This window comes from Williamsia sp. Leaf354 (assembly GCF_001424365.1).
Taxonomy (GTDB): Bacteria; Actinomycetota; Actinomycetes; order Mycobacteriales; family Mycobacteriaceae; genus Williamsia_A.
The window spans coordinates 731,914-755,639 of record NZ_LMPL01000002.1 but is presented as its reverse complement, the minus strand read 5'-3'; the positions used below and the strand labels follow the sequence as shown (position 1 = coordinate 755,639).

23 protein-coding genes and 1 tRNA gene are annotated in these 23,726 nt (G+C 69.7%); 13 read left to right on the top strand and 11 right to left on the bottom strand.

The genetic code is table 11. The annotated features are described in order from the left end of the window. Nucleotides 1-12 precede the first annotated feature (12 nt). A complete protein-coding gene (locus ASG12_RS11505; RefSeq protein ID WP_055789640.1) occupies nucleotides 13-930 on the top strand; it encodes a tetratricopeptide repeat protein in 918 nt (305 codons plus the stop codon). Between the two features lie 15 nt (nucleotides 931-945). On the opposite strand, the gene glgB is transcribed toward ASG12_RS11505, so the two are convergent. The 4 genes from glgB to ASG12_RS11485 all read right to left on the bottom strand — a co-directional run bounded on the left by glgB (nucleotide 946) and on the right by ASG12_RS11485 (nucleotide 8,715). Beyond that, nucleotides 946-3,123 (bottom strand): 1,4-alpha-glucan branching protein GlgB, encoded by a 2,178-nt coding sequence (gene glgB / locus ASG12_RS11500; protein WP_055789637.1) that lies wholly within the window; start codon nucleotides 3,121-3,123, stop codon nucleotides 946-948. 53 nt (nucleotides 3,124-3,176) lie between these two features. After that, complete coding sequence (locus tag ASG12_RS11495; RefSeq protein ID WP_055789634.1) at nucleotides 3,177-5,195, bottom strand: maltotransferase domain-containing protein; 2,019 nt, start codon at nucleotides 5,193-5,195, stop codon at nucleotides 3,177-3,179. 152 nt (nucleotides 5,196-5,347) lie between these two features. After that, complete coding sequence (locus ASG12_RS11490; RefSeq protein ID WP_055789293.1) at nucleotides 5,348-7,408, bottom strand: ATP-dependent DNA helicase; 2,061 nt, start codon at nucleotides 7,406-7,408, stop codon at nucleotides 5,348-5,350. After that, nucleotides 7,405-8,715, bottom strand: a complete 1,311-nt coding sequence (locus tag ASG12_RS11485) for a nicotinate phosphoribosyltransferase (protein ID WP_055789290.1) — start codon at nucleotides 8,713-8,715, stop codon at nucleotides 7,405-7,407. Before ASG12_RS11485 ends, ASG12_RS11490 begins: the two co-directional genes overlap by 4 nt. An 89-nt stretch (nucleotides 8,716-8,804) precedes the next feature. Here ASG12_RS11485 and clpS point away from each other — a divergent pair, with 89 nt between their 5' ends. From clpS to ASG12_RS11445, 8 genes are all read left to right on the top strand, one after another. Next, on the top strand, nucleotides 8,805-9,122 hold the full coding sequence (gene clpS, locus ASG12_RS11480) for an ATP-dependent Clp protease adapter ClpS (protein WP_055789287.1): 318 nt from the start codon (nucleotides 8,805-8,807) through the stop codon (nucleotides 9,120-9,122). 5 nt (nucleotides 9,123-9,127) lie between these two features. Beyond that, the gene (gene aosR, locus ASG12_RS11475) at nucleotides 9,128-9,709 is read left to right on the top strand and encodes an oxidative stress transcriptional regulator AosR (RefSeq protein ID WP_045822319.1); all 582 of its coding nucleotides are present in this window, start codon (nucleotides 9,128-9,130) and stop codon (nucleotides 9,707-9,709) included. An 11-nt stretch (nucleotides 9,710-9,720) separates the two neighbouring features. Beyond that, nucleotides 9,721-10,830: a P1 family peptidase gene (locus ASG12_RS11470; protein WP_235456588.1), complete on the top strand. Its 1,110-nt coding sequence runs from the start codon at nucleotides 9,721-9,723 to the stop codon at nucleotides 10,828-10,830. A 65-nt stretch (nucleotides 10,831-10,895) separates the two neighbouring features. Next, entirely contained in the window at nucleotides 10,896-11,564 is a 669-nt protein-coding gene (locus ASG12_RS11465; RefSeq protein ID WP_055789630.1) for a rhomboid family intramembrane serine protease, read from the top strand. Continuing rightward, on the top strand, nucleotides 11,561-12,385 hold the full coding sequence (gene murI / locus ASG12_RS11460; protein ID WP_055789285.1) for a glutamate racemase: 825 nt from the start codon (nucleotides 11,561-11,563) through the stop codon (nucleotides 12,383-12,385). Before ASG12_RS11465 ends, murI begins: the two co-directional genes overlap by 4 nt. Before the next feature lie 49 nt (nucleotides 12,386-12,434). Further along, complete coding sequence (locus ASG12_RS11455; protein ID WP_055789628.1) at nucleotides 12,435-13,199, top strand: cyclic nucleotide-degrading phosphodiesterase; 765 nt, start codon at nucleotides 12,435-12,437, stop codon at nucleotides 13,197-13,199. Nucleotides 13,200-13,287: 88 nt separating this feature from the next. After that, nucleotides 13,288-14,031 carry a ribonuclease PH gene (rph, locus tag ASG12_RS11450; RefSeq protein ID WP_055789283.1) on the top strand — a complete coding sequence of 248 codons (744 nt, stop codon included), beginning with the start codon at nucleotides 13,288-13,290 and terminating at the stop codon, nucleotides 14,029-14,031. Nucleotides 14,032-14,042: 11 nt separating this feature from the next. Beyond that, a complete protein-coding gene (locus ASG12_RS11445; protein ID WP_055789280.1) occupies nucleotides 14,043-14,678 on the top strand; it encodes a non-canonical purine NTP pyrophosphatase in 636 nt (211 codons plus the stop codon). Nucleotides 14,679-14,684: 6 nt separating this feature from the next. On the opposite strand, the gene ASG12_RS11440 is transcribed toward ASG12_RS11445, so the two are convergent. Next, entirely contained in the window at nucleotides 14,685-15,038 is a 354-nt protein-coding gene (locus tag ASG12_RS11440; protein WP_055789278.1) for a DUF3817 domain-containing protein, read from the bottom strand. Then, nucleotides 15,035-15,430, bottom strand: a complete 396-nt coding sequence (locus ASG12_RS11435) for a hypothetical protein (RefSeq protein ID WP_055789624.1) — start codon at nucleotides 15,428-15,430, stop codon at nucleotides 15,035-15,037. Before ASG12_RS11435 ends, ASG12_RS11440 begins: the two co-directional genes overlap by 4 nt. A gap of 78 nt (nucleotides 15,431-15,508) precedes the next feature. On the opposite strand from ASG12_RS11435, the gene ASG12_RS11430 reads away from it, so the two are divergent. Together ASG12_RS11430 and ASG12_RS11425 are read left to right on the top strand one after the other, a co-directional pair. Beyond that, nucleotides 15,509-15,590, top strand: a tRNA-Leu gene (locus tag ASG12_RS11430). Between the two features lie 26 nt (nucleotides 15,591-15,616). Beyond that, a complete protein-coding gene (locus ASG12_RS11425; protein ID WP_055789275.1) occupies nucleotides 15,617-17,002 on the top strand; it encodes a hypothetical protein in 1,386 nt (461 codons plus the stop codon). 21 nt (nucleotides 17,003-17,023) lie between these two features. Here ASG12_RS11425 and ASG12_RS11420 read toward each other — a convergent pair whose 3' ends face one another. Beyond that, a complete protein-coding gene (locus ASG12_RS11420) occupies nucleotides 17,024-17,860 on the bottom strand; it encodes a helix-turn-helix transcriptional regulator (protein WP_055789273.1) in 837 nt (278 codons plus the stop codon). Between the two features lie 101 nt (nucleotides 17,861-17,961). Here ASG12_RS11420 and ASG12_RS11415 point away from each other — a divergent pair, with 101 nt between their 5' ends. Then, on the top strand, nucleotides 17,962-18,759 hold the full coding sequence (locus ASG12_RS11415) for an SDR family oxidoreductase (protein WP_055789271.1): 798 nt from the start codon (nucleotides 17,962-17,964) through the stop codon (nucleotides 18,757-18,759). A 21-nt stretch (nucleotides 18,760-18,780) separates the two neighbouring features. Here the strand turns inward: ASG12_RS11415 and ASG12_RS11410 are convergent, their stop codons facing one another. The 4 genes from ASG12_RS11410 to ASG12_RS11395 all read right to left on the bottom strand — a co-directional run bounded on the left by ASG12_RS11410 (nucleotide 18,781) and on the right by ASG12_RS11395 (nucleotide 22,024). Continuing rightward, complete coding sequence (locus ASG12_RS11410; RefSeq protein WP_055789269.1) at nucleotides 18,781-19,101, bottom strand: putative quinol monooxygenase; 321 nt, start codon at nucleotides 19,099-19,101, stop codon at nucleotides 18,781-18,783. A gap of 73 nt (nucleotides 19,102-19,174) precedes the next feature. Then, a complete protein-coding gene (locus ASG12_RS11405; RefSeq protein ID WP_055789622.1) occupies nucleotides 19,175-20,200 on the bottom strand; it encodes an NAD(P)-dependent alcohol dehydrogenase in 1,026 nt (341 codons plus the stop codon). A 34-nt stretch (nucleotides 20,201-20,234) separates the two neighbouring features. Next, nucleotides 20,235-20,990, bottom strand: a complete 756-nt coding sequence (locus ASG12_RS11400; protein WP_235456572.1) for an iron-sulfur cluster assembly protein — start codon at nucleotides 20,988-20,990, stop codon at nucleotides 20,235-20,237. Further along, a complete protein-coding gene (locus ASG12_RS11395; RefSeq protein WP_055789264.1) occupies nucleotides 20,987-22,024 on the bottom strand; it encodes an amidohydrolase family protein in 1,038 nt (345 codons plus the stop codon). Before ASG12_RS11395 ends, ASG12_RS11400 begins: the two co-directional genes overlap by 4 nt. A 198-nt stretch (nucleotides 22,025-22,222) precedes the next feature. Here ASG12_RS11395 and ASG12_RS11390 point away from each other — a divergent pair, with 198 nt between their 5' ends. Continuing rightward, nucleotides 22,223-23,704 (top strand): GAF domain-containing protein, encoded by a 1,482-nt coding sequence (locus tag ASG12_RS11390; RefSeq protein ID WP_055789260.1) that lies wholly within the window; start codon nucleotides 22,223-22,225, stop codon nucleotides 23,702-23,704. Nucleotides 23,705-23,726: the final 22 nt, after the last annotated feature.

Below are 23,726 nucleotides of genomic sequence, written 5' to 3'. Positions count from 1 at the left end.
CGCGCCGCCGCCATGACCGGAGCCGTCGACCTGTCGGTTCTCAAGGAGCGCGCCGACGCCGCCCGGAACCGCCCCGCGACCCCGCAGGCCCCGCGCCCACCCGCCGGCAACGACGGTGCAGGGACCGCGGCCGCGGTACCCGCCGTCGTCGAGGTCACCGAGGCGACGTTCGAGGCCGAGGTCATCGCACGTTCCGACCAGGTGCTCGTGCTGGTCGATCTGTGGGCCACCTGGTGCGAGCCCTGCAAGCAGCTCTCCCCGTTGCTCGAGCGTCTCGCCGAGGAGGCGAGCGGGCAGTGGATCCTCGCGACCATCGACATCGACGCCAATCCCCGTATCGCGCAGGCCTTCGGCGTGCAGTCGGTACCCACCGTCGTCGCGATCGCGCAGGGGCAGCCGGTCGCCGCGTTCCAGGGTGTCCAGCCCGCCGCGCAGATCACCGCGTGGGTCGACGAGATCCTCGCCAAGGTCGGTGACCGCCTGACCGGTCTGCCCGCCGCCGAAGGCGCCGAGGTACCCGATCCGGTCGATCCGCGGATGGCCGAGGCGGAGTCGAAGCTCGACGAGGGAGACTTCGACGGCGCGCTCGCCGCGTATCAGGCCCTGGCGCAGGCCGAACCGGGCAACGTCGAGGCCGCCTCGGCCGCCCGCAACATCGAGTTCGTCATCCGGGCGCAGGCCGCCGACCCCTCCGTGGTCGACACCGCCGCACCCGACGACATCGAGGGTCAGTTCGCCGCGGCCGATGTCCTCCTGCTCAACCAGCGACCCGACGACGCGTTCGACCGCCTCATCGCACTGGTGCGCGCGACCTCCGGCGACGACCGGTCGGCGGTCCGCACACGACTGCTGTCCCTCTTCGAGCTCTTCGATCCGTCGGAACCGTTCGTGGTGGCCGCCCGTCGCAAGCTCGCCAGCGCCCTGTACTGAGACCGATTCGGCGGGTCAGCCCGCGGGCTGGATCCAGATGGCGCCGTTGGCGGGCAACGTCATCCGCGCCGAGGTGGGACGCCCGTGCCACGGATCGCCGTCGGCGAGGATCGACCCCATGTTGCCCTCGCCGGTGCCGCTGTAGTGCGGGGAGTCGGTGTTGAGCACCTCGATCCATCGGCCCGCCGTGGGCAACCCGACCCGATAGTCGGTCTGGGTGACGCCGGAGAAGTTGAAGACGCAGGCCAGCACGCTGCCATCGGAGCCGAAGCGGAGGAAGCTGATGATGTTGTTGGCGGTGTCGTTGGCGTCGATCCACGAGTAGCCGTTGGGCGTGGTGTCCTGGGTGTAGAGGGCAGGGGTCTCGCGGTAGACGCGGTTGAGGTCGGCGACCAACGACTCGATCCCGGAGTGCAGTTCACCTTCCCAGCCGGTGCGCTGATCCCAGTCGAGGCTGCGCTCCTCCGACCACTCGGCCACCTGCCCGAAATCCTGACCCATGAACAGCAGTTGCTTGCCGGGGTGAGCCCACATGTACGCCAACGTGACCCGGACGCCGGCGGCCTTGGCGTGCGAATCGCCGGGCATGCGGGTCCACAGCGTGCCCTTGCCGTGCACCACCTCGTCGTGGCTGATCGGCAGCACGAAGTTCTCGCTCCACGCGTACATGAGCGAGAACGTGATCTCGTGATGGTGGTGGCTGCGGTGGATCTGATCGCGCCCGAGGTATCCGAGCGTGTCGTGCATCCAGCCCATGTTCCACTTCATCGTGAACCCGAGCCCACCGAGATTGGTGGCGCGGGTGACACCGGGCCACGACGTCGACTCCTCGGCGATGGTCACCACGCCCGGATGATGTTTGTGGACGGTCGCGTTCATCTCCTGGAGGAACTGCACGGCCTCGAGGTTCTCGCGGCCGCCGTAGATGTTCGGACTCCACCCGCCGTCGGGTCGCGAGTAGTCGAGATAGAGCATCGAGGCGACGGCGTCGACACGGAGACCGTCGATGTGGAACTCCTCGAACCAGTACAGCGCGTTCGCGACGAGGAAGTTGCGGACCTCGTTGCGCCCGAAGTCGAAGACGTATGTGCCCCAGTCGAGTTGCTCACCACGCTTGGGGTCGCTGTGCTCGTAGAGCGGCAGTCCGTCGAAACGGGCCAACGCCCAGTCGTCCTTGGGGAAGTGGGCAGGCACCCAGTCGACCAGCACACCGATGCCCAGTGCGTGCAGGTGATCGACGAATGCCCGGAAGTCGTCGGGGCTGCCGAAGCGCGATGTCGGTGCGTAGTACGACGTGACCTGGTACCCCCACGAGCCACCGAACGGGTGCTCGGCGACAGGGAGCAACTCCACGTGCGTGTAACCCATGCGGGAGACGAAATCGCCGAGCTCGGTGGCCAGTTCGCGATAGTCGAGGCCGACACGCCATGATCCGAGGTGCACCTCGTAGACGCTCATCGGCTCGTCGGTCGGGGTCGCCGACGCGCGCCGCGCGGTCCACGCGTCGTCGGTCCACCGGTGATCGCTCTCGGCGACGACCGACGCCGTCGACGGCGGCACCTCGGTGCACCGCGCCATCGGGTCGGCCTTCTCGCGGGTGACGCCGTCGCTGCCGACGATCCGGAACTTGTAGCGGGTCCCCGGGCCGATGTCGGGGACGAAGACCTCCCACACACCACTCGACCCCAGCGACCGCATCGGGGTCGAGCGACCGACCCAGCCGTCGAACGACCCGATGACGGTGATCCCGCGGGCGTTGGGAGCCCACACCGAGAACGCCGTGCCGGTGACGGTGCCGTCGGGGGTGTCGTAGCTGCGACCGATCGCGCCGAGGATGTCCCACAGTCGTTCGTGGCGGCCCTCGGCGAACAGGTGCAGATCGAGTTCACCGAGGCTGGGGAGGAAGCGGTATCCGTCGGCGACGACGAAATCCGTTGTCCCACCGGCGGCGTCGGGATAGCTGACGCGGTAGCGGTAGTCGATGAGATCGACGATGGGCACCGCGGTGACGAACAGTCCCTCGGACTGGTGGCGGAGAGGGAACTCCTCGCCACCGATGATCGCGACCACCGCCGACGCGTCGGGACGCAGGGTGCGCAGGATCGTGTGTCCCGGGGCTGGATGTGCGCCGAGCACCGAGTGCGGGTCGTGATGGATCCCGCTGCGGAGCAGGTGCAGATCCTGCGCGGACATGGCCGGGTCCACGGGGTCGGCCGCGCCGGTCGGGGTGGGGGGATCGACTGTGCTCACGAGGTCATGTCCTTCGGGGGGAGACGAAACGCCAGGCGCGCCGCGACATCGGCGGGCAGCGGCGGCAGGGCGACGATGTGGGCGACCGCGCGCCACGGCTCGAGCCGGACGTAATTGGCCTGCCCCCAGTGGAAGTGCTCACCGGTGACCTCGTCGACACCGGAGAAGCGGTCGTTCCACTCGTGTCCGAGGGACGGCATGTCGAGCCACACCGTCGACTCCTCGGCGCCGAACGGGTTGAGGTTGACGACGACCACGACGCGGTCGCCGGTCGTCGGGTCGACCTTCGAGTAGGCGATCAGTGCGTCGTTGTCGACGTGATGGAACGTGATGTTCCGCAGTTGCTGCAGGGCGGGATGGCGCCGTCGGATGTCGTTGAGCGAGGTGATCCACGGTTCCAGCGAGTCACCCCGCGACGATGCCGCCTTGAAATCACGCGGCCGCAACTCGTATTTCTCGGAGTCGAGGTACTCCTCGCTGCCCGGGCGCACGGCCTGTCCCTCGAACAACTCGTACCCGCTGTAGACGCCCCACGTGGGCGCCAGGGTCGCCGCGAGCGCGGCCCGCAACGCGAACATTCCCGGGCCGCCGTGCTGCAGGCTCTCGTGCAGGATGTCGGGGGTGTTGACGAAGAGGTTCGGGCGCGCCTCGTCGGCATGCGCGGCGATCTCGGTGCCGAACTCGGTGAGCTCCCACTTCGCCGTCCGCCACGTGAAGTAGGTGTAGGACTGCGTGAAGCCGAGCTTGGCCAGCCCGTAGAGCCGCGCCGGGCGGGTGAACGCCTCGGACAGGAACAAGACGTCCGGATCGCGTTTCTTGACCTCGGAGATCAGCCACTCCCAGAAGTCCGGCGGCTTGGTGTGCGGGTTGTCGACCCGGAAGATCTTGACCCCTACCGACACCCAGTAGAGGACGACGGCGAGCACCGCCCGGTAGATCCCTGCCCGGTCGTCGTCGAAGTTGAGGGGATAGATGTCCTGGTACTTCTTCGGCGGGTTCTCGGCGAACGCGATCGTGCCGTCGGGCTGCACGTAGAACCACTCGGGGTGCTCGGCGGCCCACGGGTGGTCGGGCGCGCACTGCAGTGCGAGATCGATCGCGACCTCCATCCCGAGTTCGGAGCTGCGCGTCAGGAAGTACCGGAAGTCGTCGACGCTGCCCAGTGCCGGGTGGATCGCGTCGTGACCGCCGTCGGACGACCCGATCGCCCACGGCGATCCGACGTCCGCGGGGCCGGGGGTCAGTGTGTTGTTCGGGCCCTTCCGGTTCAGCAGACCGATGGGGTGGATGGGCGGCAGGTAGACCACGTCGAACCCCATGTCGGCGATCCTCGGCAGGTCCTCGGCGGCGGTGAGGAAGGTCCCGTGGACCGGTCGACCCTCGTTGTCCCACCCGCCGGTCGAGCGCGGGAACAGTTCGTACCAGGCGCCGAACAGGGCGCGCGTCCGATCGACCCACACGCGGTACGAGCGACTCTTGGTGACGAGGTCGCGGACCGGGTACTCGTCGAGCACGGCGACGACCTCGGGCGACAGCGCAGGCCGGACCCGGACGGCGAGCTCGTGGTCCGAGCGCAGGGCGTCGACGGCATCGGCGATGAGCGTGTGGTGGTCGGAGCCGACCAGCTCGAGGGCGCGGTCGAGGAGCCGGGCGCCGACCTCGAGATCGTTGGCGAGCTCCTCGGGGCCCTGACCGGCGGCGAGCTTCTTGGTGACCGCCGAGTTCCAGGTGGTGTACGGATCGCTCCACGCATCGATCCGGAAGCTCCAGTAACCGACCTCGGTCGGTGTGAACGCCGCGTTGTAGGTGTCGGGTTCGTGCGCGGCGGACATGCGGCGTTCGATCACCATCCCGCGGCGCGGGCCCTCGGCGTGCAGTGTCGCCGCGACCGCGTCGTGTCCCTCGCGCCACACGGTCGCGCTGACCGGGAAGAACTCTCCCACAACCGCTTTGGCGGGAAACTGTCCGGCGTCGATCACCGGCGCGATGTCGTCGATGCCGATGCGCCCGATCACCCGTTGGCCACCCTTCGTGCTCTCCGGTCGCGCCACGACAGATGTCGGACGCGCTCACGCTCGCTCTCGCGTGGGTCGCCTCCAACCGTAGGGGATCGGCGGGCGTTTGGCGCCAGGACTCCCCACCGGGGCGGCGACACAGACCGTTCGGATCAGCCGGCGGTCGAGGGCTCGCTCTGCAGACGCGCCAGCGCCGCGCGGACGACGGCGGGATCGGTGGTCTGCCAGAACGGCGGGAGCGACGCGCGCAGGTAGCCGCCGTAGCGTGCGGTCACCAGTCGGGGGTCGAGGATCGCCACGACGCCTCGGTCGTCGGTGGCACGCAGCAGTCGCCCCGCGCCCTGGGCGAGCAGCAGGGCCGCGTGGTTCGCCGCGACGGCCAGGAAGCCGTTGCCGCCGCGCGCGGCGACCGCGCTCTGGCGGGCGATGAGCAGGGGATCGTCGGGCCGCGGGAACGGGACGCGGTCGATGAGCACCAACGACAGCGACGGGCCCGGAACGTCGACGCCCTGCCAGAGCGACAGCGTGCCGAACAGGCAGGTGGCCTCGTCGGCGGCGAACTGCTCGATCAGCGTGCCGGTGGCGTTCTCGCCCTGGCACAGGACCGGGGTGTCAATACGTTCCCGGACCGCGGCCGCGGCCTCTTTCGCCGCACGCATGGAGGAGAACAGGCCGAGGGTGCGGCCGCCGGCGGCGGTGATGAGCTGCACCATCTCGTCGAGGGTCGCCTCGGCGATCGAGGCGCGACCCGGTGGGTCGAGATGGGCGGCGACGTAGAGGATCGCGCAACGGCGGTAGTCGAACGGCGACCCGACGTCGAGGCCCTGCCACCGGATGGTGTCGCCGTCGGCCGGTGTCGGGGTGCCGGTGGCGGTGAGGTCGGAGAGCACGGCCGCCGAGGCGTCGGCACCGCGGCCGGAGATCGGCAGGCCCCAGTTGGCGGCGAGGCTGTCGAAGGTGCCGCCGACGGTCAGCGTCGCCGAGGTCAGCACCGCGGTCGCCTCGGCGAACAGCGACGACCGCAGCAGTCCACCCACCGACAGCGGCGCGATCCGCAGGGTCCGCCGGCGTTCGTCGCGCACCAGGTCCTCGGCGATCCACACGACGTCGCGACGCTTCGACTCGTCGGGTTCGTCGAAGGCGCCGAGCAGTCGGACGGCGTTGTCGTGCAGGTCGTCGAGTGCGGTGATCGCCGCCGAGCGTGCTGCGGCTCCGCTCGAATCGGTGCCGTCCCGCGCCGGGCCGATCGCCGAGCGTGCGCGCCACAACCGGTCGCGCAGGGCGGCGAACGTGGCCCCGGCGCCGTCGGGCAGCGACGTCCAGCGTCCCGGCGCGGTCGATTCGAGCAGTGCGGCGACGAGTTCCCCGGCGCCGTGGATGTCGTCGACCAACTCCTCGTCGATCAGCTTCGAGCACCGCCTCGCGACGCCGGCGACCGTCGACGAGGCGATCTCCGCGGTCGCGACCGAGGTGATCCGGTCGACGAGTTCGTGCGCCTCGTCGACGATCACGACATCGTGTTCGGGCAGGACGTTGAACCCGCTCATCGCGTCGATCGCGAGCATGGCGTGGTTGGTCACCACGACGTCGGCGGCCGACGACCGGCCGCGGGCGAGCTCGGCGAAGCAGTCGGTGCCGTAGGAGCAGTTGGCCGCGCCGAGGCACTCCCGTGCGGTCACGCTGACCTGTCGCCACGACCGGTCCATCACCGCGGTCGGGAGGTCGTCGCGGTCACCGGACTCGGTGTCGCTGACCCATTCGCGCAGACGCACCACCTCGCGGCCCACCCGGGAGGTGGTGAAGGGGTCGAACAGTTCCTCGGTCTGCTCCTCGGCCTCACCGGAGTGGATCTTGTTGAGGCAGATGTAGTTCGCGCGACCCTTCAGGATCGCGAAGCTCGGTTCGCGGCCCAGCGGCTTGCGGAGCGCGGTGGCCAGGCGGGGGAGGTCGCGGTCGATCAGCTGTCGCTGCAGTGCGATCGTCGCGGTCGACACCACCACGGTCGAACCGGACTCGACGGCGTGACGCAATGCCGGCACGAGGTAGGCGAGTGACTTACCGGTACCCGTGCCGGCCTGGACGGCCAGGTGCTCGCCGGTGTCGATCGCGTTCGCGACCGCCGACGCCATGGCGAGCTGCCCGTCGCGGTGGCGACCACCGAGGGCCGACACCGCCGAGGCGAGCAGTTCGGTGACCGGGGGGAGTGCGGTCACGGAAGGGCGAAACGGGTCGGGACCGCGGGCTCACCCGACGACAGGCTCAACCCCTCCCACGGCAGGCTGACGAGTGCGGACGCGAGGTGTTCCCGGCTGTCGGTGATCGACGGCAGGTCGTCGACCGGTTCTCCGCCCCGCACGAGCGGGATCTGAAGAGCGGTGGTGGTGAGTCCGTCGGTGTGGGGGACCGGTGACCCCGCCGGGTGGATGATCTCCTCGACGATGGTGCCGGTGTCGCGCGCGGCGCGCGAGGCGGACTTGGCCCCTCCGCGGGACTCCTTGTGGCTGGACCGTTTCGCCACACCCACGCCGTCGACCTCGACGAGTTTGTAGACCATGCCCGCGGTCGGGGCGCCGCTGCCGGTGACCAGTTGCGTCCCGACGCCGTATGCGTCGACCGGCTCGGCGCGCAGCGCGGCGATCGCGTACTCGTCGAGATCACCGGAGACCACGATGCGCGTGTTGGTGGCGCCGAGGTCGTCGAGCTGGGCGCGCACCTGACGGGCGAGCACGCCGAGGTCACCGGAGTCGATGCGCACGCCACCCAGACCGGTGCCGGCCACCTCGACCGCGGTCGCGACCCCGCGGGTGATGTCGTAGGTGTCGACGAGCAGCGTGGTGCCCACGCCCAGCGCCGCGATCTGGGCGGCGAAGGCGGCCCGTTCCCCGTCGCTCGTGCCGCCGAGACCGACATGGGCGAGGGTGAACGAGTGCGCACTGGTCCCCGCGCCGGGGACCCCGTATCGGCGGGTCGCCTCGAGATTCGACGTCGACGCCATGCCCGCGATGAAGGCCGCGCGGGCACATGCCACGGCTGCCGACTCGTGGGTGCGGCGCGATCCCATCTCGATGATCGGGCGGGTACCGGCGGCGGTGACCATCCGGGCCGCGGCGGAGGCGATCGCGCTGTCGTGGTTCAGGATCGACAGCGCCAGCGTCTCGAGCACGACCGCGTCGGCGAAGGTGCCGCGTACCGACAGGATCGGCGATCCCGGGAAGAACAGCTCGCCCTCGCGGTAGCCGTCGATGTCGCCGGAGAAGCGGTAGGAGCGCAGCCAGTCGAGGGTCGCGTCGTCGACGACGTCGGCGAGGGTGCGCAGCTGCTCCTCGCCGAAACGGAAACCGGCCAGCGCCTCGATCAGCCGCCCGGTCCCGGCGACGACCCCGTAGCGACGGCCGTCGGGCAGGCGCCGCGCGAACACCTCGAACGTGCAGCGACGCTGCGCCGTACCGTCGCGCAGAGCTGCCGAGACCATCGTCAGCTCGTAGCGATCGGTGAACATGGCTGTGTTGTCGATGCTCACAATCACCTACCCTGGGGGCCATGCGCGGACTGACGACGACCGCACGATTCCGAGGAGTTCGGACTCCGAGGCGGGATCGGCGAGCGCCGATGCCGACTTTCGGTTCTGACGAGGCTACCCCGGCCGGTACCGCGGTCGCCGACCCCGACACGGCCGAGGCGGACACCGAGATCGACCGCCCCTGGGTCACCATCGTGTGGGACGACCCGGTCAATCTGATGCGCTACGTCACCTACGTGTTCCAGAAGCTGTTCGGCTACTCCGAGACCAAGGCGTCGGAGCTGATGATGCAGGTGCACAACGAGGGTCGTGCCGTGGTGTCGAGTGGCGACCGCGACTCGATGGAACTCGACGTGCGCAAACTGCACGCCGCGGGGCTGTGGGCGACCATGCAGCGCGACAGCTGATCCGGGTGCAGAACTGGAGACGTCGCGGACGTGGTGGTTCGCAGCGCATCACCGCCCGACTCGACGCACACGAGAGCGAGTTGATCGCCTCCCTCGTCGGATCGATGACCGAATTGCTCGACGAGCGATCGCAGAGCGCACCGACCGACGACCTGTCGGCGCTCACCGGCATCGAGACCGGACATTCCGCACCCCCTGACGACGCCACGCTCGGCCGCCTGCTGCCCGACTTCCACCGACCCGACCAGGATCGAGAACTCGTCGCCGACACCGTGACCGGCGATCTCAACGGGGCGCTGCGCAGCGTGCACGAACCGCACATCATCGCCACCAAGATGTCGGCGGCGCAGGTCGTGCTCGACACGTTGCCGCCCGGAGGGGGCGACGTGTCGCTGACCCCGGCCCAGGCCGAACAGTGGCTCACCGCGGTCAATGACGTGCGACTCGCCCTCGGCGCCATGCTCGGCGTCACCGAGCACACCCCCGACCAGCTCCCGCCCGACGACCCCCAGGCCGCCCATCTCGACGTCTACCACTGGCTCACGGTGGTCCAGGAACTGCTGGTCGTCGCCCTCATGGGGAAATGACGGGTGCGGTGGTGACCGGGGCGGACGACCGACGCCGACGGTGGGTGCCCGGGCCGCGTGACTCCCTCGGCGACGTCGCCGGTGTCACGGTCGGCCAGGCCCACCGGATCGACGACGACGTGACGGTCGCGACCGAGGAGACGCCGGGTGCAGGGTGGGCCACGGGCACCACCGTCGTGAGGCTCCCCATCGGTGCGGTGGCCGCCGTCGACGTCCGCGGAGGTGGTCCCGGCACACGCGAGACCGACCTGCTCGACCCGGCGAACACGGTGCAGACCGCCCACGCGATCGTCCTGTCGGGTGGCAGTGCCTACGGACTGGCCGCCGCCGACGGCGTGATGGCCGCACTCGGCGAGGCGGGCGTGGGGCTGCCGATGAACGGCTTCGGCGACGTCGTGCCGATCGTGCCCGCGGCGGTCGTCTTCGACCTGCCGGTCGGGGGCTGGACCTGTCGCCCGGATGCGGCCATGGGTGCCGCGGCGGTCGCGGCGGCGAGCACCGACATCGTGTCGGGTTCCGTCGGCGGCGGTGCGGGTGCGCGGGCCGGTGTGCTCAAGGGCGGGGTCGGGACGGCGTCGGTGGTGCTCGACCACCCGGCGGCACCCGGCGTGACGATCGCGGCGCTGATGGTGGCCAACCCGGTCGGCGATGTCATCGACCCCGACACCGGTCTGCCGTGGGGGTGCGGCCCGGCCGATCTCGACTATTTCGGGTTGGGGCCCGTGTCCCCGCAGGACCTCGAGGCCTACCGGGCACTGCGCGCCAAGGCGACGGTGCTCAACACGACCATCGGCGTGGTGGCCACCGACGCCCGCCTCGACCCGGCGTCGACGCGACGGATCGCCATGGCTGCCCACGACGGCATCGCCCACGCGGTCCGTCCGGCCCACTCGCCCCTCGACGGCGACACCGTCTTCGCGGTGTCCACCGGGACGGTCGAGACCGTGCGGGCCGCGGCGGTGCCGACCGGCATGAACCCCGATGTCGCGGCGGTCGCCGTGCTCGCCGAGGCGGCCGCGGTCGTGGTGCGGCGGGCGATCGTCAACGCGGTGCTGGCGGCGACGGCGGTGGCGACGATCCCGACCTTCGCCGACACGGTGCCCTCGGCGTCGCGTCGGTGACCTCGCGCGCGGGACATCTCGTCGCGCGGCCCGGACGCCGGTAACCTCGGGTGGGTGATCGCCTCATGAGCGCGCCGACGCCGGTCGGACCGATCGGGACACCGGACTCCCGCCGGTCGGGTCCGATCCACGATCGTGCCCTCTGGGTCCGGTCGGCGGTGGTGATGGTCGTGGTCATCGGGGTGCTCAACCTCGTCGAGGCGATCGACTCCGCCACGAATCTGCGACTCGACGACGACGGGATCGTGCCGCGCGAGACCGACGGGCTCGCCGGCATCGTGTGGTCGCCGTTCCTGCACGCGGGGTTCGACCATCTCACCTCGAATGCCACGGTGGGGGCCGTGCTCGGCTTCCTGCTGCTGCTCGCACGCCGGTTCGTGATCACCACCGCGATCGTCTGGATCGTCTCCGGCTTCGGAGTGTGGTTGTTCGGTCCCGCCCATGTCTCGACCATCGGCGCCTCGGGCATCATCTTCGGCTGGCTCGCGTTCCTCCTCGTCCGCGGGCTGTTCAACCGGTCGCCACTGCAGATCGTCCTGGGCGTCGTGCTCGCGCTGGTCTACGGATCGGTGCTGTGGGGTGTGCTGCCGACCCAACCGCAGATCTCCTGGCAGGCACACCTGTTCGGCGCCGTCGGTGGGGTGTTGGCCGCGTCGATGCTCGCCGGACGCGACCGCCGACGCTCCCGTTCGACGCCCGCCGCGCCGCTGTACGGCGGGACCACACCTCGGTGACACAGTCCGATCCGAGTGCCGCGGACTCCTCGCAGACCGCGCCGATCGGCATCTTCGACTCCGGGGTCGGCGGACTCACGGTGGCGCGCGCCATCGTCGATCAGCTCCCCGACGAGGACATCCTCTACGTCGGCGACACCGGCAACGGTCCCTACGGACCGCTGCGGATCCCCGACATCCGCGCCCACGCCCTCGCCATCGCCGACGACCTCGTCGACCACGGTGTGAAGGCACTCGTCATCGCCTGCAACACCGCGTCGTCGGCATGCCTCCGCGACGCCCGCGAGCGCTACCCGATCCCGGTGATCGAGGTGATCCTGCCCGCGGTGCGCCGCGCGGTGAACACCACGCGCTCGGGGCGGATCGGGGTCATCGGCACCTCGGCGACGGTCACCTCGCGCGCCTACGACGACGCGTTCGCCGCGGCCACCGACCTCGAGATCACCTCGGTCGCCTGTCCGCGCTTCGTCGACTTCGTCGAACGCGGGATCACCTCGGGACGCCAGATCCTCGGCCTCGCCGAGGGCTACCTCGAACCGCTGCAGCAGGCGCGCGTCGACACCGTCGTCCTCGGCTGCACGCACTACCCGTTGCTCTCGGGGGTCATCCAACTCGCGATGGGCGACGACGTCACGCTCGTCTCCAGCGCCGAGGAGACGGCCAAGGACGTTCTGCGGGTGCTGACCCAGCGCGACCTGCTGCACCCGCACACCGACCGCACCGCACAGCGGACGTTCCGCGCCACCGGCGACCCGGTGTCGTTCGCGCGGCTGTCCACACGGTTCCTCGGTCCCGCGATCGGCGCCATCCAACACGCGTAAAACACCATCGTCGATGCTGTGTGCCGCATCACGTGGCACAGTGGGCGACATGCGTTTGACCGTCCTGGGGAGCTCGGGCAGTGTGGTCGGGCCCGGTGCTCCGGCGTCCGGTTATCTGCTGACGGTGCCCGATCAACAGCCCGTCGTCCTCGACTTCGGACCGGGGGTGCTCGGAGCCCTCCAGGAGCGCGTCGACCCCAACGAGGTGGCGGTGATGCTCAGCCATCTCCACGCCGATCACTGTCTCGATCTGCCCGGGATGTTGGTCTGGCGTCGCTACCATCCGGTGCCCGCCACGGTGCGTGCACCGCTCTACGGTCCCTCCGGCACGGCCACCCGGATCGGTGCGGCCTCCTCGGAGTACCCCGGACAGATCGACGACATCACCGACACCTTCGAGACCCACGACTGGGTGGAGGGCGAGCCGGTGAAGATCGGCGGGATGACGGTGATCCCCACCCGTGTATCCCATCCGCCCGAGACCTACGGGCTGCGGATCAGCGAGCCCGGCGGACGGGTGCTGGCGTTCAGCGGCGACACCGCCGTGTGCGACGAGCTGGTCGCGCTCGCCCGCGACGCCGATGTGTTCCTGTGCGAGGCGTCGTGGACCCACGCGCCCGGCGAACGGCCACCGGGTCTGCACCTGTCGGGGACCGAGGCGGGCGAGATGGCCACCCGCGCCGGCGTGAAATCACTGATCCTGACCCACATCCCGCCGTGGACGCCGGTCGAGGACGTCCTCGACGAGGCTCGTGCGGCGTACTCCGGGCCCATCAGCGTCGCCCATCCGGGACTCGTCGTCGACATCGAGTGACGGGGGCGTGGCCCCGCGGTGTGATCGACCCGGGGAACGTTTGCGCGGTCGGCCGTACCGCGGGTTGCCGGGTCGTTAGAGTTGGTGCGTGAGCAGACGCGCAGACGGCAGAGCAGACGACGAGATGCGCCCCGTGCGCATCACCCGCGGCTTCACCGACCATCCGGCCGGTTCGGTGTTGGTGGAGTTCGGGCAGACCCGGGTGATGTGTACCGCCAGTGTCGAGGAGGGCGTTCCGCGGTGGCGCCGCGGTTCGGGACTGGGATGGCTCACCGCCGAGTACGCGATGCTGCCCGCCGCGACCCACACCCGTTCGCAGCGTGAATCGGTCAAGGGCAAGGTCGGCGGACGCACCCAGGAGATCAGTCGGCTCATCGGCCGCTCGCTCCGGGCGTGCATCGACCTGGCGGCATTGGGCGAGAACACCATCGCGCTCGACTGTGACGTGCTACAGGCCGACGGAGGTACCCGGACCGCGGCCATCACCGGCGCCTATGTCGCACTCGTCGACGCCGTCGCGTTCCTGAACGAACGCGGCAAGCTCGCCGACCCCCAACCGATCTCGTGCGCCATCGCCGCGGTGAGCGTCGGTGTCGTCGACGGCCGCGTACGCCTCGATCTCCCGTACGAGGAGGACTCGCGCGCCGAGGTCGACATGAACGTCGTCGCGACCGACGCCGGCCCGCTGGTCGAGATCCAGGGCACCGGCGAGGGCGCGACGTTCGCCCGCCCGACGCTGGAGAAGATGCTCGATCTGGCCGCTCTGGGCACGACGCGACTCTTCAAGGCCCAGCGCGAGGCGCTCGACACGCCTCTGCGCACGGCCGACTGAGCACGATCGCCATGCCGACGACCCTGCTGCTCGCGAGCCGCAACGCGAAGAAGCTGACCGAACTGCGCCGACTGGTCGCGACCGAGGGGATCGACGGCGTCACCGTCGTCGGTCTCGACGAGGTGCCCCCGTTCCCCGAGGCTCCCGAGATCGGCGCGACCTTCGAGGAGAACGCTCTGGCGAAGGCGGTCGACGGGTGCGCCGCAACGGGTCTGGCGTGTCTCGCCGACGACTCCGGACTCGAGGTCGACGCGCTCAACGGCATGCCCGGTGTGCTGTCGGCTCGCTGGGCCGGTCGTCACGGCGACGACGACGCGAACCTGCAGCTGCTGCTCGGACAGATGGGCGACGTCCCTGACGGTCGCCGCGGCGGGGCCTTCGTCTCGGCCTGCGCGCTGGTCACCCCGCAGGGTGCGCAGACCGTGGTCCGCGGCGAGTGGCGGGGGCACGTCGTGCGGACCCCGCTGGGCGACAACGGATTCGGTTACGACCCGATCTTCGTTCCCGACGAGGACGAGCTCACCCCGCCGGGTTCGGTGGCCGGGCGCACGGCGGCACAGCTGTCACCCGCCGAGAAGGACGGGTTGAGTCACCGGTCGCGGGCACTCGCGCGGCTGCTGCCGACGCTGCGCTCGCTCGCCGGCTGAGGACGCTCAGGCCGCGAGGACGGCGCGCACCTCGCGGGTGCGGATGTGCTCGAAGTAGAACGACAGGAACGGGATGGTCCCGGCGATCAGCGTCAGCACCGTCTTGCCCACCGGCCAGCGCACCTTGATGGCGAGGTCGATCGCCATCGCGAGGTAGACGACGTAGACCCAGCCGTGTACGACGGGAACGAAATCGAGCGAGTCCACGCTGAAGGCGTACTTGAGGATCAGCTCGACGACGAGCAGCAACAACCACAGGCCCGTCACCCACGCCATCACCCGGTACCGCAGCAGCGCGCTGGAGATGCGTGCCGGTTCGGCGGTCGGCTTCGCCGAGACGGACTGCTGCGGTGAGGTCACTTCTTCTCCTGCTGTGCGAGTGCGGACAGATAACGGTTGTATTCGGCGAGCTCGCGGTCCTCGGGCGGTAGGTCGTCGTCGGGGATGACGCGGGACGGCGCCGAGGGACGCTCGGGCAGCAGATCCGCCGGGACCTCGGTCGCGCCCTTCGCGCCGGGCGCGAGCTTCGCGACCTCGTCGGGATCGGCCTCCAGCATCACGAACCGCCGGTAGGCGTAGACGACGAACGCCGCGAACGCGGGCCACTGCAGTGCGTAGCCGAGGTTCTGTCCCGAGCCCGAACCGGACTCGAAACGGGTCCACTGCCACCACGCGAGTCCGAGGCAGGCGAGTGCCGCGAGAACGACCAGCGCGATGAGCGCGGGTCGGTGCCGTCGCTTCACCTGTGCCATGGCATCGACGGTACCCGGGACCGGAATCGGGCAGGTCAACCGGTATCGTGACGCTCGCAACACCATGGAGTGCAGCACGCGCGAGTGGCGGAATTGGCAGACGCGCTGGATTTAGGTTCCAGTGTCCGAGGACGTGGGGGTTCAAGTCCCCCCTCGCGCACCGTATGAGGCATTAGCGTCGCAGAGATGACATCTGACGGCATCGAGGTCGACTATCTGGTGGTGGGCGCGGGCGCCATGGGCCTGGCCTTCGTCGACGTACTTCTCACCGAGACCGACGCCACGGTCGCGCTCGTCGACCGCTACGACCGCCCCGGTGGTCACTGGACCCGCGCCTACCCGTTCGTCCGTCTGCACCAACCCTCGGCGTTCTACGGCGTGAACTCCGAGAAGCTCGGCCTCGATCGTGTCGACACCGAGGGGTCCAACGCGGGCCACCACGAACTCGCGTCGGGACCGGAGGTCGTCGCCTACTTCGACCACGTCGTCACGCGACGGTTCGCACCGACAGGACGGTTCCACCACCTCCCGATGACCGAGTTCGCCGACGGGGTCGTCACCTCGGTCCTCACCGGCGAGCGGCACGACGTCCGTGCGCGCACAGTCGTCGACGCGACGTACAGCAACGTGACGGTCCCGTCGATGCGGGCGCCGGCGTTCCCCGTCGCCCCCGGCCTGCGATGGATGGCGCCGAACGAGATGCCCGAGATCGTCACCCCCGCCGACGGGTACGTGGTGGTCGGTGGCGGCAAGACGGGTGTCGACGCGTGTCTGTGGTTGCTCGGGCGCGGTGTCGAGCCCGACGCCATCCGATGGATCGTGCCCCGCGATGCCTGGTTGCTCGACCGTCTGAACATCCAGCCGGTCGAGGCGTTCTTCGACAGCACCGTCGGCGGCTACGCACTCCAGCTCGAGGCCTCGGCCCAGGCCGAGACCGTCGACGACCTCTTCGACCGCCTCGAACGGACCGGTCAGCTGCTACGGCTCGATCCCGCGGTCCGGCCGACCATGTACCGCTGTGCGACGGTGTCGCGGGCCGAGCTCGACGAGCTGCGCCGCATCCGTGGTGTGGTCCGCCTCGGCCGCGTGCGGTCGGTGGGGTCCGACACCATCACCCTCGACGACGGCATCATCCCCACCACGCCGAACACGGTGCACATCGACTGCACCGCAGACGGTCTCGAGCGCCGCCCGCAGGTGCCGGTGTTCGCCGACGGCCACATCACGCTGCAGAGCGTGCGCACCTGCCAGCAGGTGTTCAGCGCGGCCTTGATCGCCCATGTGGAGGCGACCGTGTCCGACCTCGAGCACAAGAACGCACTGTGCGAGGTCATCGCCCATCCGGACACCGACATCGACTGGCTGCGCACCACTCTCGCGAACACGCGCAGCGTGGCGCGGTGGGCACGTGAGCCCGGAATGGGGGAGTGGCTCGAGGCCTCGCGCCTCAACTCGATGCGCATCGGCGACGCGAGTGGGCTCACCGAGGAACAGATGGCGGTGTCGATGCGGGTGCTGCGGTCGATGGGCCGTGCCATCCGGAACCTCGACCGTCTGCTGCAGACCGTCTGATCCGACGTCACCCGCGTCGTGTCACCGTCGTCGCGCATCTCGCGGCGACGACGCGGGCTCACCGAGCGTGGCCAGGACGCGTTCGGATTCCGAACCCGCCTCGGCGCTGTAGGTCACGATCATCTCGCCCGGCGACCCGGCGACGTGCAGTGTCGACCACCGGAGGTCGAGACGACCGTGTTCGGGATGGGCGATGACCTTGACGCCGTCGGACTTGGCGCGGACCTCGCCCTGCGCCCACAGGCGCGCGAAGTGGTCGCTGGCCACCGACAGTTCTCCCACGAGTGCGGTCAGTTCCGGATGCGCGCCCGACGTCGCCGACATCGCCCGGAGGTTCCCGACGACCTCGACGGCGACGTCGTCGAATCCGAGGTAGATCTCGTGGGCGCCGGGATCGAGGAACAGCGCACGGGCCATGTTGTCGCCGATCCGCAGGCCGATGGCGCGGTGCAGTCGTTCGCCCGGGGTGTTCACCCCGATCAGGTCGAGGACGCCGTTGGTGACGATCGTCGGGTTCGGCCAGGAGTCGATGAGCGCACGGGTCGATGCGGTTGCCGCGGCGACGAGCGGAACACCCTCGCCAGCACGGGGATCGGCGAGGTCGGCGAGGTGGGCGCGTCCGTCGGCGTCGAGACCGAGCACGTCGGCGAGCGCATCGACGACCGCCGGCGACGGATGTCGATCACGGCCGCGCTCGAGCCGGATAAGGTAGTCGATGCTGATGCCCGCTCCCGCGGCGACCTCCTCGCGACGCAGCCCGGGCGTGCGGCGATGGCCGATGGCGAGCAGTCCGACAGACGCCGGCGACACCCGTTCGCGACGGGCCCGGAGGAACTCACCGAGCTGGTTGTCGGTCATGGGCCGATGCTATCGACCCATCTCATGCCGAGACAGGTAGTGCGACTACCCGGTAGTGCCACGGTCTACCTCGCGCGACCGGGGTCCCCGACGATCGAGACATGACCACACCGAACACATCCACACTCCCATCGCAGACTCTCACCGGACGGGTCGCGCTCGTCACCGGCGCCGGATCCGGGATCGGCGCCGCAACCGCCCTTGCGCTGGCCGAGGCCGGCGTCCGCGTCGCACTCGTCGGCCGCCGGCGCGACCGGCTCGTCGACGTGGCCGAACAGATCGCGCAGACCGTCCCCGAGGCCCCGCCGGCCACGGTCGTCGTCGCCGACGTCACCGACACGCAGGGCGTCACCGAGGCGGTCCGACGCGCTCGCACCGAGATGGGGGTGCCGTTCGATCTGGTGTGCGCCAACGCCGGGTCGATGCTCGCCGCACCCATCGACTCCGCCGACACCGCGGAGTGGGACACGATGATCTCGACGAACATCGCCGGGGTGCTCGCGACCGTTCGCGCCACCGTCGACGACCTGACCGAGGCGGGCGGTGCGGGCCGGGCCGCGGATCTGGTGGTGACGAGCTCGATCGGAGCGCATCTCGTGCTTCCCGGGTACGCGGTGTACACCGCCACCAAGGCGGCGGTGACCCACCTCGGCACCAACCTCCGCGCGGAACTCGGGCCTCGCGGGGTGCGGGTCCGCGTGGTGGAACCGGGGATGACCGAGAGTGAGCTCGGTGATCACATGTCCGATCCGGACGCCCGAGAATGGTTGGCACGTTTCGCGATCGAGAACCCACCCATGCCGGCGTCGGCGATCGCCGAGTCGGTCCGCTGGAGTGCGTCCCTACCCGTCGGGGTCAACGTCGCCTCGATGATCGTGCTCCCCACCGGCCAGGGCTGAGGAGGGTGTGGGCCGAGCGGGTCAGTCGACCTGCATCTCGCCCATCGGGCCCCAGCCGTCGGCACCGATCTTCTCGCTGATGATCTTCGGGGTGTGGGCAAGATACTGTGGCAGGTCGGCAACGGCGGCCGTGAAGTGATCGCTGTTGACGTGTGCCTCGGCGCCGTCGTCGGCGAAACCCTCGGTCAGCACGTATTCGTTCGGGTCGTCGAGGCTGCGCGCCCAGTCGAAGAACAGGTTGCCCTGCTCGCCGCGGGTGCCCGCGGTGAAGTCGGCGACTAACTCGGGCCACGCGTCGGCGTGCTCGGGCTTCACGGGGAACTTGACGACGATGAAGATCACGGATTCTCTCCTGCACTGATGGTGGACGGTTCCCTGCCACGGTACGTGGCGGGCTCGCTGGTGATCGGGGTCCTCACGGGGTGAGGATGGCCCGGCCGCGGACGTTGCCGGCGTCGAGATCGTCGATGGCACTCTGGAAGTCGTCGAGGGAGTACTTCGCGGTGTGTAGGGTCACCGCCCCGCGCGCGGCCAGCTGCATCAGGTCGCACAGGTCGTTGTACGACCCGACGAGGTTGCCCACGATGTTCTTCTCGGCCGAGATGAGATCGATCGACGGAACGTCGATGTTCTCGCCGTATCCGACGATGTGGTAGTCGCCGGCGCGACGTGTCATCGCCAGTCCCTCTGCGGTGGTGCCGTTCTCGCCGACGAAATCGATCACGACCTCCGCCCCGTGGCCACCGGTCAGCTCCAGCACCTGCTCGACCTGGGTCCCGTCGGCGACGATGCCGCGGTCGGCGCCGATGGACTCGGCGAGCTTGAGGGCCTGTTCGTTGCGGTCGACGACCACCAGCTCCGCGGGGGTCAGGGCCTTGAGGACCTGGATCCCGATGTGCCCCAGTCCACCCGCCCCGATCACGACGCAGCGGTCGCGCGGCGTCAGGCGCTGCGCCGCCTTGGCCGCTGCGTGATACGCGGTGAGGCCCGCGTCGGCGAGGGCCGCGACGTCGGCGGGCTCGAGCGAGTCGTCGATCCTCACCACGCTGCGCGCGGAGGTCTTGATGTAGTCCGCGTAGCCGCCGTTCGTGTCGATACCGGGGAACGCGTTGACCTCGCAGTGCACGTCGTCGCCGGACCGGCAGGCGCGACACAGGCCGCAGGTGATCAGCGGGTGCAGGATCACCTTGTCGCCCTCTGCGACATGGGTGACCGCGGAGCCGACCGCGTGGACCCAGCCGGCGTTCTCGTGGCCGATCGTGTACGGCAGTGTGACGCCCGACTTCTCGGCCCACTGTCCCTCGAGGATGTGGAGGTCGGTGCGGCACACACCGGCACCGCCGATCTTCACGACGACGTCGAACGGACCCGTGGGTTCGGGGATCGGGAGCTCGGTCATCTCGAGTTTCTGGTGGTAGCCGACCACCTGGACGGCGCGCATCGTGGACATGGTCTCTCCGGTTCTGTGGGGTGGGTCAGGACGCACGCACGGTGAGCGCGGTCAGCGGGACGAACGTCGGGTCGGCGGGTTCGTCGGCGTAGCGGGTACCGAGAAGGCCCTTGCACCAGTGGGCGTTCCCCTCGATCGAGATGCGGGTGGAACGCGCCCGACGCAGGGCATGGGTCACCGCGTCGGGCGCGTAGCTCATCCCGTCGGCGTCGACGAGGACGAGATCGTCCGCGTCGGTGCCGAGACCGATGGCGCGACGACGGCGCCGCAGCGAGCGCGCAGCGTCGTCGTCGGGGAGATCGGCCAGGCGCACCGCACCGAGCTGGGTCTCGGTGCGCTCAGGGTCGGCGCGCAGCAGTCCGGTCAGAGCGCGTTCCATCGCCGCGGTGTGCGCCTTGCGCGCGAACGTGGCGCGCAGCTGGTCGAGGTCGGAATCCGCCTCGTGTCGGAATGTCCCGCGATACCCGGCGTCGGCGGCCAACCCGGTGTTGATGATCTCCGAGTCGTGGTGGTCGTCGAGTTCGACGACCACCACCGACGTCCACGGCAACGCGGTGAGGGCGTCCTTGGCGTCGGATGCCATGAGGTAGGCGAAGTTCGGCGCGCAGAACGAGGTGGGCAGGCGCAGATGGACCTCCACCGCGCCGTCGGCGCCGGCGTCGATCGACCGCACGAAGCCGAGGTCGGTGATCGGTTCGTCGAGTTCCGGGTCGATCACCGCGTCGAGGGCGAGCCGGATCTCGGCGTGTCGGGTGGTGTCGAGGGTGGGAGCCGACATCATGCACCGACCATCTCGTCCGCGCCGCGGGGGCCGGTTGCGGTCTCGTCGGCGTCGGGCAGCTGCAGTTCGGCGGGCACCGGGATGTCGTAGAGCTTGGCCGCGTTGAGCCCGAGGACCTTCTTCTTCTGGTCGGTGGTGATCTTCGGGTACTCGCTGAGCTCGTCGGGGATCTGGAAGTCGACGAAGCTCTCCACCAACCACTTCGGGGTCCACAGGGCGTAGTCGGAGGAGAAGAAGATGCGGTCCTCGCCCAGCCAGTAGAGGAGCTCGCCCATGATCTGCGCGAAGTATTTGGGGCGGGTGTGCATGAAGGGGATGGCCACGGCGAGGCCCGCGTAGACGTTGGGCTCCTGGGTGGCGATCCAGCAGAAGTCCTCGAGGCGGGGGAGTCCGCAGTGCTCGACGACGAAGTTCAGATCGGTGAAGTCCGACGCCACGTGGTCGACATCGGCGACGTCGAACGCGTCGCGGTCGAGCGGTCGGATGGTGGGGCCCTTGTGGACATGGATGTTGCGGATGCCGAGCTCACGGCACGCCTCGAAGTACCGGTAGGCCCATGGGTCGTCGAGCTTGTAGCCCCGCGACTCCCCGTGCCATTCGGCCGTGTAGAGCTTGACGCCCTTGAGGTTGTACTTCTCGGCGTCGAGCCGCAGCTGGTCCAGTCCCTGCTCGCCGTTGCGCGGGTCGAAATGGTGGTTGTAGGTCAGTTTGTCCGGGTGCGCGGCCGCCAGCTCCGACGCCTCGTCGGTCTGGCCGAACCCCTTGTAGTAGAACTCGCCGAGATGGGCGGGCTGGAAGATCGCATGGTCGACGTGGCCGACCTCGAACAGGTCGTGCATCAGCCGGTCGCCGCCCTGGTAGAGGTACTCCTCGTAGCTCCACAGCTCCGACTCCGGCGACAGGTTCCGGTGGTAGTCGTAGAAGCAGTCGATGAACTGTTTGCCGTGGATGTTGCGCTGGTTCTCCGCCCGTGCGTCCCACAGAGCGACGTGGGCGTCGACGATGAAGTAGCTGGTGTCGTCCTTGCGATACATGGCTGTTCTCCCTCTCGTGTGACTGCTGTCACAACGTGTGAGGCCGACACTAGGAGCGGGACGCGACGTTGCCGACGCCGTTGCAGTCTCACTTTGAGACACGTGCGCATGCCCGCATCCTCCGGCGTCGGGTGACACTGTGTGTAACCGGCGTCACACTGGAGGGCGCTGTCGATGTCGTGCGGGGATGTCGGAGGGATGACGGTGGACGAGGGCGTACCGGAACGGACCCGGGTGCATGCCGAACTGGCGCATGCGACGCCGGTGTCGAGCCGGGTCATGGCCTCGTGGCAGCGCAGCGAGGACTACGGGATCCCGCTGGATGCGGTCGAGCCGGTGTTCACGGGCACCGAGGATCTCGGCTCGCTGTTCTTCCAGTGCGGCAACGAGGTGCTGACCGATCTGCACCGGACCCTCGCCGATGAACCCGTCAGCCTCATGCTCACCGACGCCGACGGGGTGGTCCTGAGTCGACTCAGCGGTGATCGCGGACTGCTCCGCGCCCTCGACGACGTCCATCTCGCACCAGGGTTCGCCTACTCCGAGCGCATGGTCGGCACCAACGGACTGGGGCTCGCACTCGCCGACCGCGTCCCCACACTCGTCCGCGCCGACCAGCACTACGCGCAGAGCCTCTGCTCGTTCACCTGTGCCGCGGTCCCGATCCTCGAACCCGAGTCGGGACGCCTCGAGGGCAGCGTCAATCTCACGACCTGGTCGCGGACCTCGAGCGAACTGCTGCTCGCGTTGGCGCGTTCGGCCGCCAGCAACACCACCGCCCTGATGATGGCCCGCTCGCACGGACGACACCCGCGACGGACCCCGAGAGGACAGATCTTCCGGGTGGAGGTGCCACGCCTGGAACCCGGATCGGGGACGGTGCACGATCTCTCACCGGAATGGAACGGCGCCGTCCGCACCGCACAGACCGCGATGTCGGCCGCGCGGGTGGTCGCCGCGATCGGCGAACCCGGGTCGGGACGGGCCACCGCCCTCGCACAGGCCGCCCGCCACGCGTTCCCGCGCGATCGCATCCTGTCCGCCGCGGCGCCGGCGCCGACCGACGTCAGCACCTGGCTGGGACTGTGGACCCCCGAGGTCGGGAAAGACCACACCGCGGTCATCGTGCGCGACGTCGACATGTTGCCCAGTTGGGTGGCCGAACGCCTGCGCGACCTCGTCGCCCGCGATCCGCATCCGGACGCCTTCCCGTTCGCGGTGACCGCGGAGCGGTTCGCCGACATCCCGCCCGCGCTCGCCGAACTCGTCGACACGGTGGTCTCCGTCCCCACGCTCCGCGACCGCCCCGACGACATCACCGCGCTCGCGCGCCACATCGCGCTACGGGTGCGTGGTCGCGACGTGGAGTTCACGCCGGCGGCGCGGCGCGCGCTGCGCGGTTTCGACTGGCCCGGCAACGTCGACCAGCTGACCCGGGTCGTGGGTGACTGCGCCGGGCGGGCCGACGTCATCGACATCGGTGCCCTGCCCCCGGAGATCCTGGCCGGCAGCACCCGGCATCTGTCCCGGATCGAGGCCTTCGAACGGGGTGAGATCGTCCGTGTGCTCTCCGACGGCACCCCCACGATGGCGCAGGCCGCCCGGGAACTGGGGATGAGCCGCGCGACGCTGTATCGGAAGGTCTCCCAGTACGACATCGACCTCGCGCGGGGTCGCTGACCTGCGTCGACCGCGACCGTGC

What these genes read in the sequence shown, in the direction of transcription:
- ASG12_RS11505 (WP_055789640.1), top strand. Translation starts at nt 13, where the DNA reads ATGACCGGAGCCGTCGACCTGTCGGTTCTCAAGGAGCGCGCCGACGCC.
- glgB (WP_055789637.1), bottom strand. Translation starts at nt 3,123, where the DNA reads ATGTCCGCGCAGGATCTGCACCTGCTCCGCAGCGGGATCCATCACGAC.
- clpS (WP_055789287.1), top strand. Translation starts at nt 8,805, where the DNA reads ATGCCGACTTTCGGTTCTGACGAGGCTACCCCGGCCGGTACCGCGGTC.
- ASG12_RS11465 (WP_055789630.1), top strand. Translation starts at nt 10,896, where the DNA reads ATGAGCGCGCCGACGCCGGTCGGACCGATCGGGACACCGGACTCCCGC.
- ASG12_RS11455 (WP_055789628.1), top strand. Translation starts at nt 12,435, where the DNA reads ATGCGTTTGACCGTCCTGGGGAGCTCGGGCAGTGTGGTCGGGCCCGGT.
- ASG12_RS11445 (WP_055789280.1), top strand. Translation starts at nt 14,043, where the DNA reads ATGCCGACGACCCTGCTGCTCGCGAGCCGCAACGCGAAGAAGCTGACC.
- ASG12_RS11435 (WP_055789624.1), bottom strand. Translation starts at nt 15,430, where the DNA reads ATGGCACAGGTGAAGCGACGGCACCGACCCGCGCTCATCGCGCTGGTC.
- ASG12_RS11425 (WP_055789275.1), top strand. Translation starts at nt 15,617, where the DNA reads ATGACATCTGACGGCATCGAGGTCGACTATCTGGTGGTGGGCGCGGGC.
- ASG12_RS11420 (WP_055789273.1), bottom strand. Translation starts at nt 17,860, where the DNA reads ATGACCGACAACCAGCTCGGTGAGTTCCTCCGGGCCCGTCGCGAACGG.
- ASG12_RS11415 (WP_055789271.1), top strand. Translation starts at nt 17,962, where the DNA reads ATGACCACACCGAACACATCCACACTCCCATCGCAGACTCTCACCGGA.
- ASG12_RS11405 (WP_055789622.1), bottom strand. Translation starts at nt 20,200, where the DNA reads ATGCGCGCCGTCCAGGTGGTCGGCTACCACCAGAAACTCGAGATGACC.
- ASG12_RS11400 (WP_235456572.1), bottom strand. Translation starts at nt 20,990, where the DNA reads ATGATGTCGGCTCCCACCCTCGACACCACCCGACACGCCGAGATCCGG.
- ASG12_RS11395 (WP_055789264.1), bottom strand. Translation starts at nt 22,024, where the DNA reads ATGTATCGCAAGGACGACACCAGCTACTTCATCGTCGACGCCCACGTC.
- ASG12_RS11390 (WP_055789260.1), top strand. Translation starts at nt 22,223, where the DNA reads ATGACGGTGGACGAGGGCGTACCGGAACGGACCCGGGTGCATGCCGAA.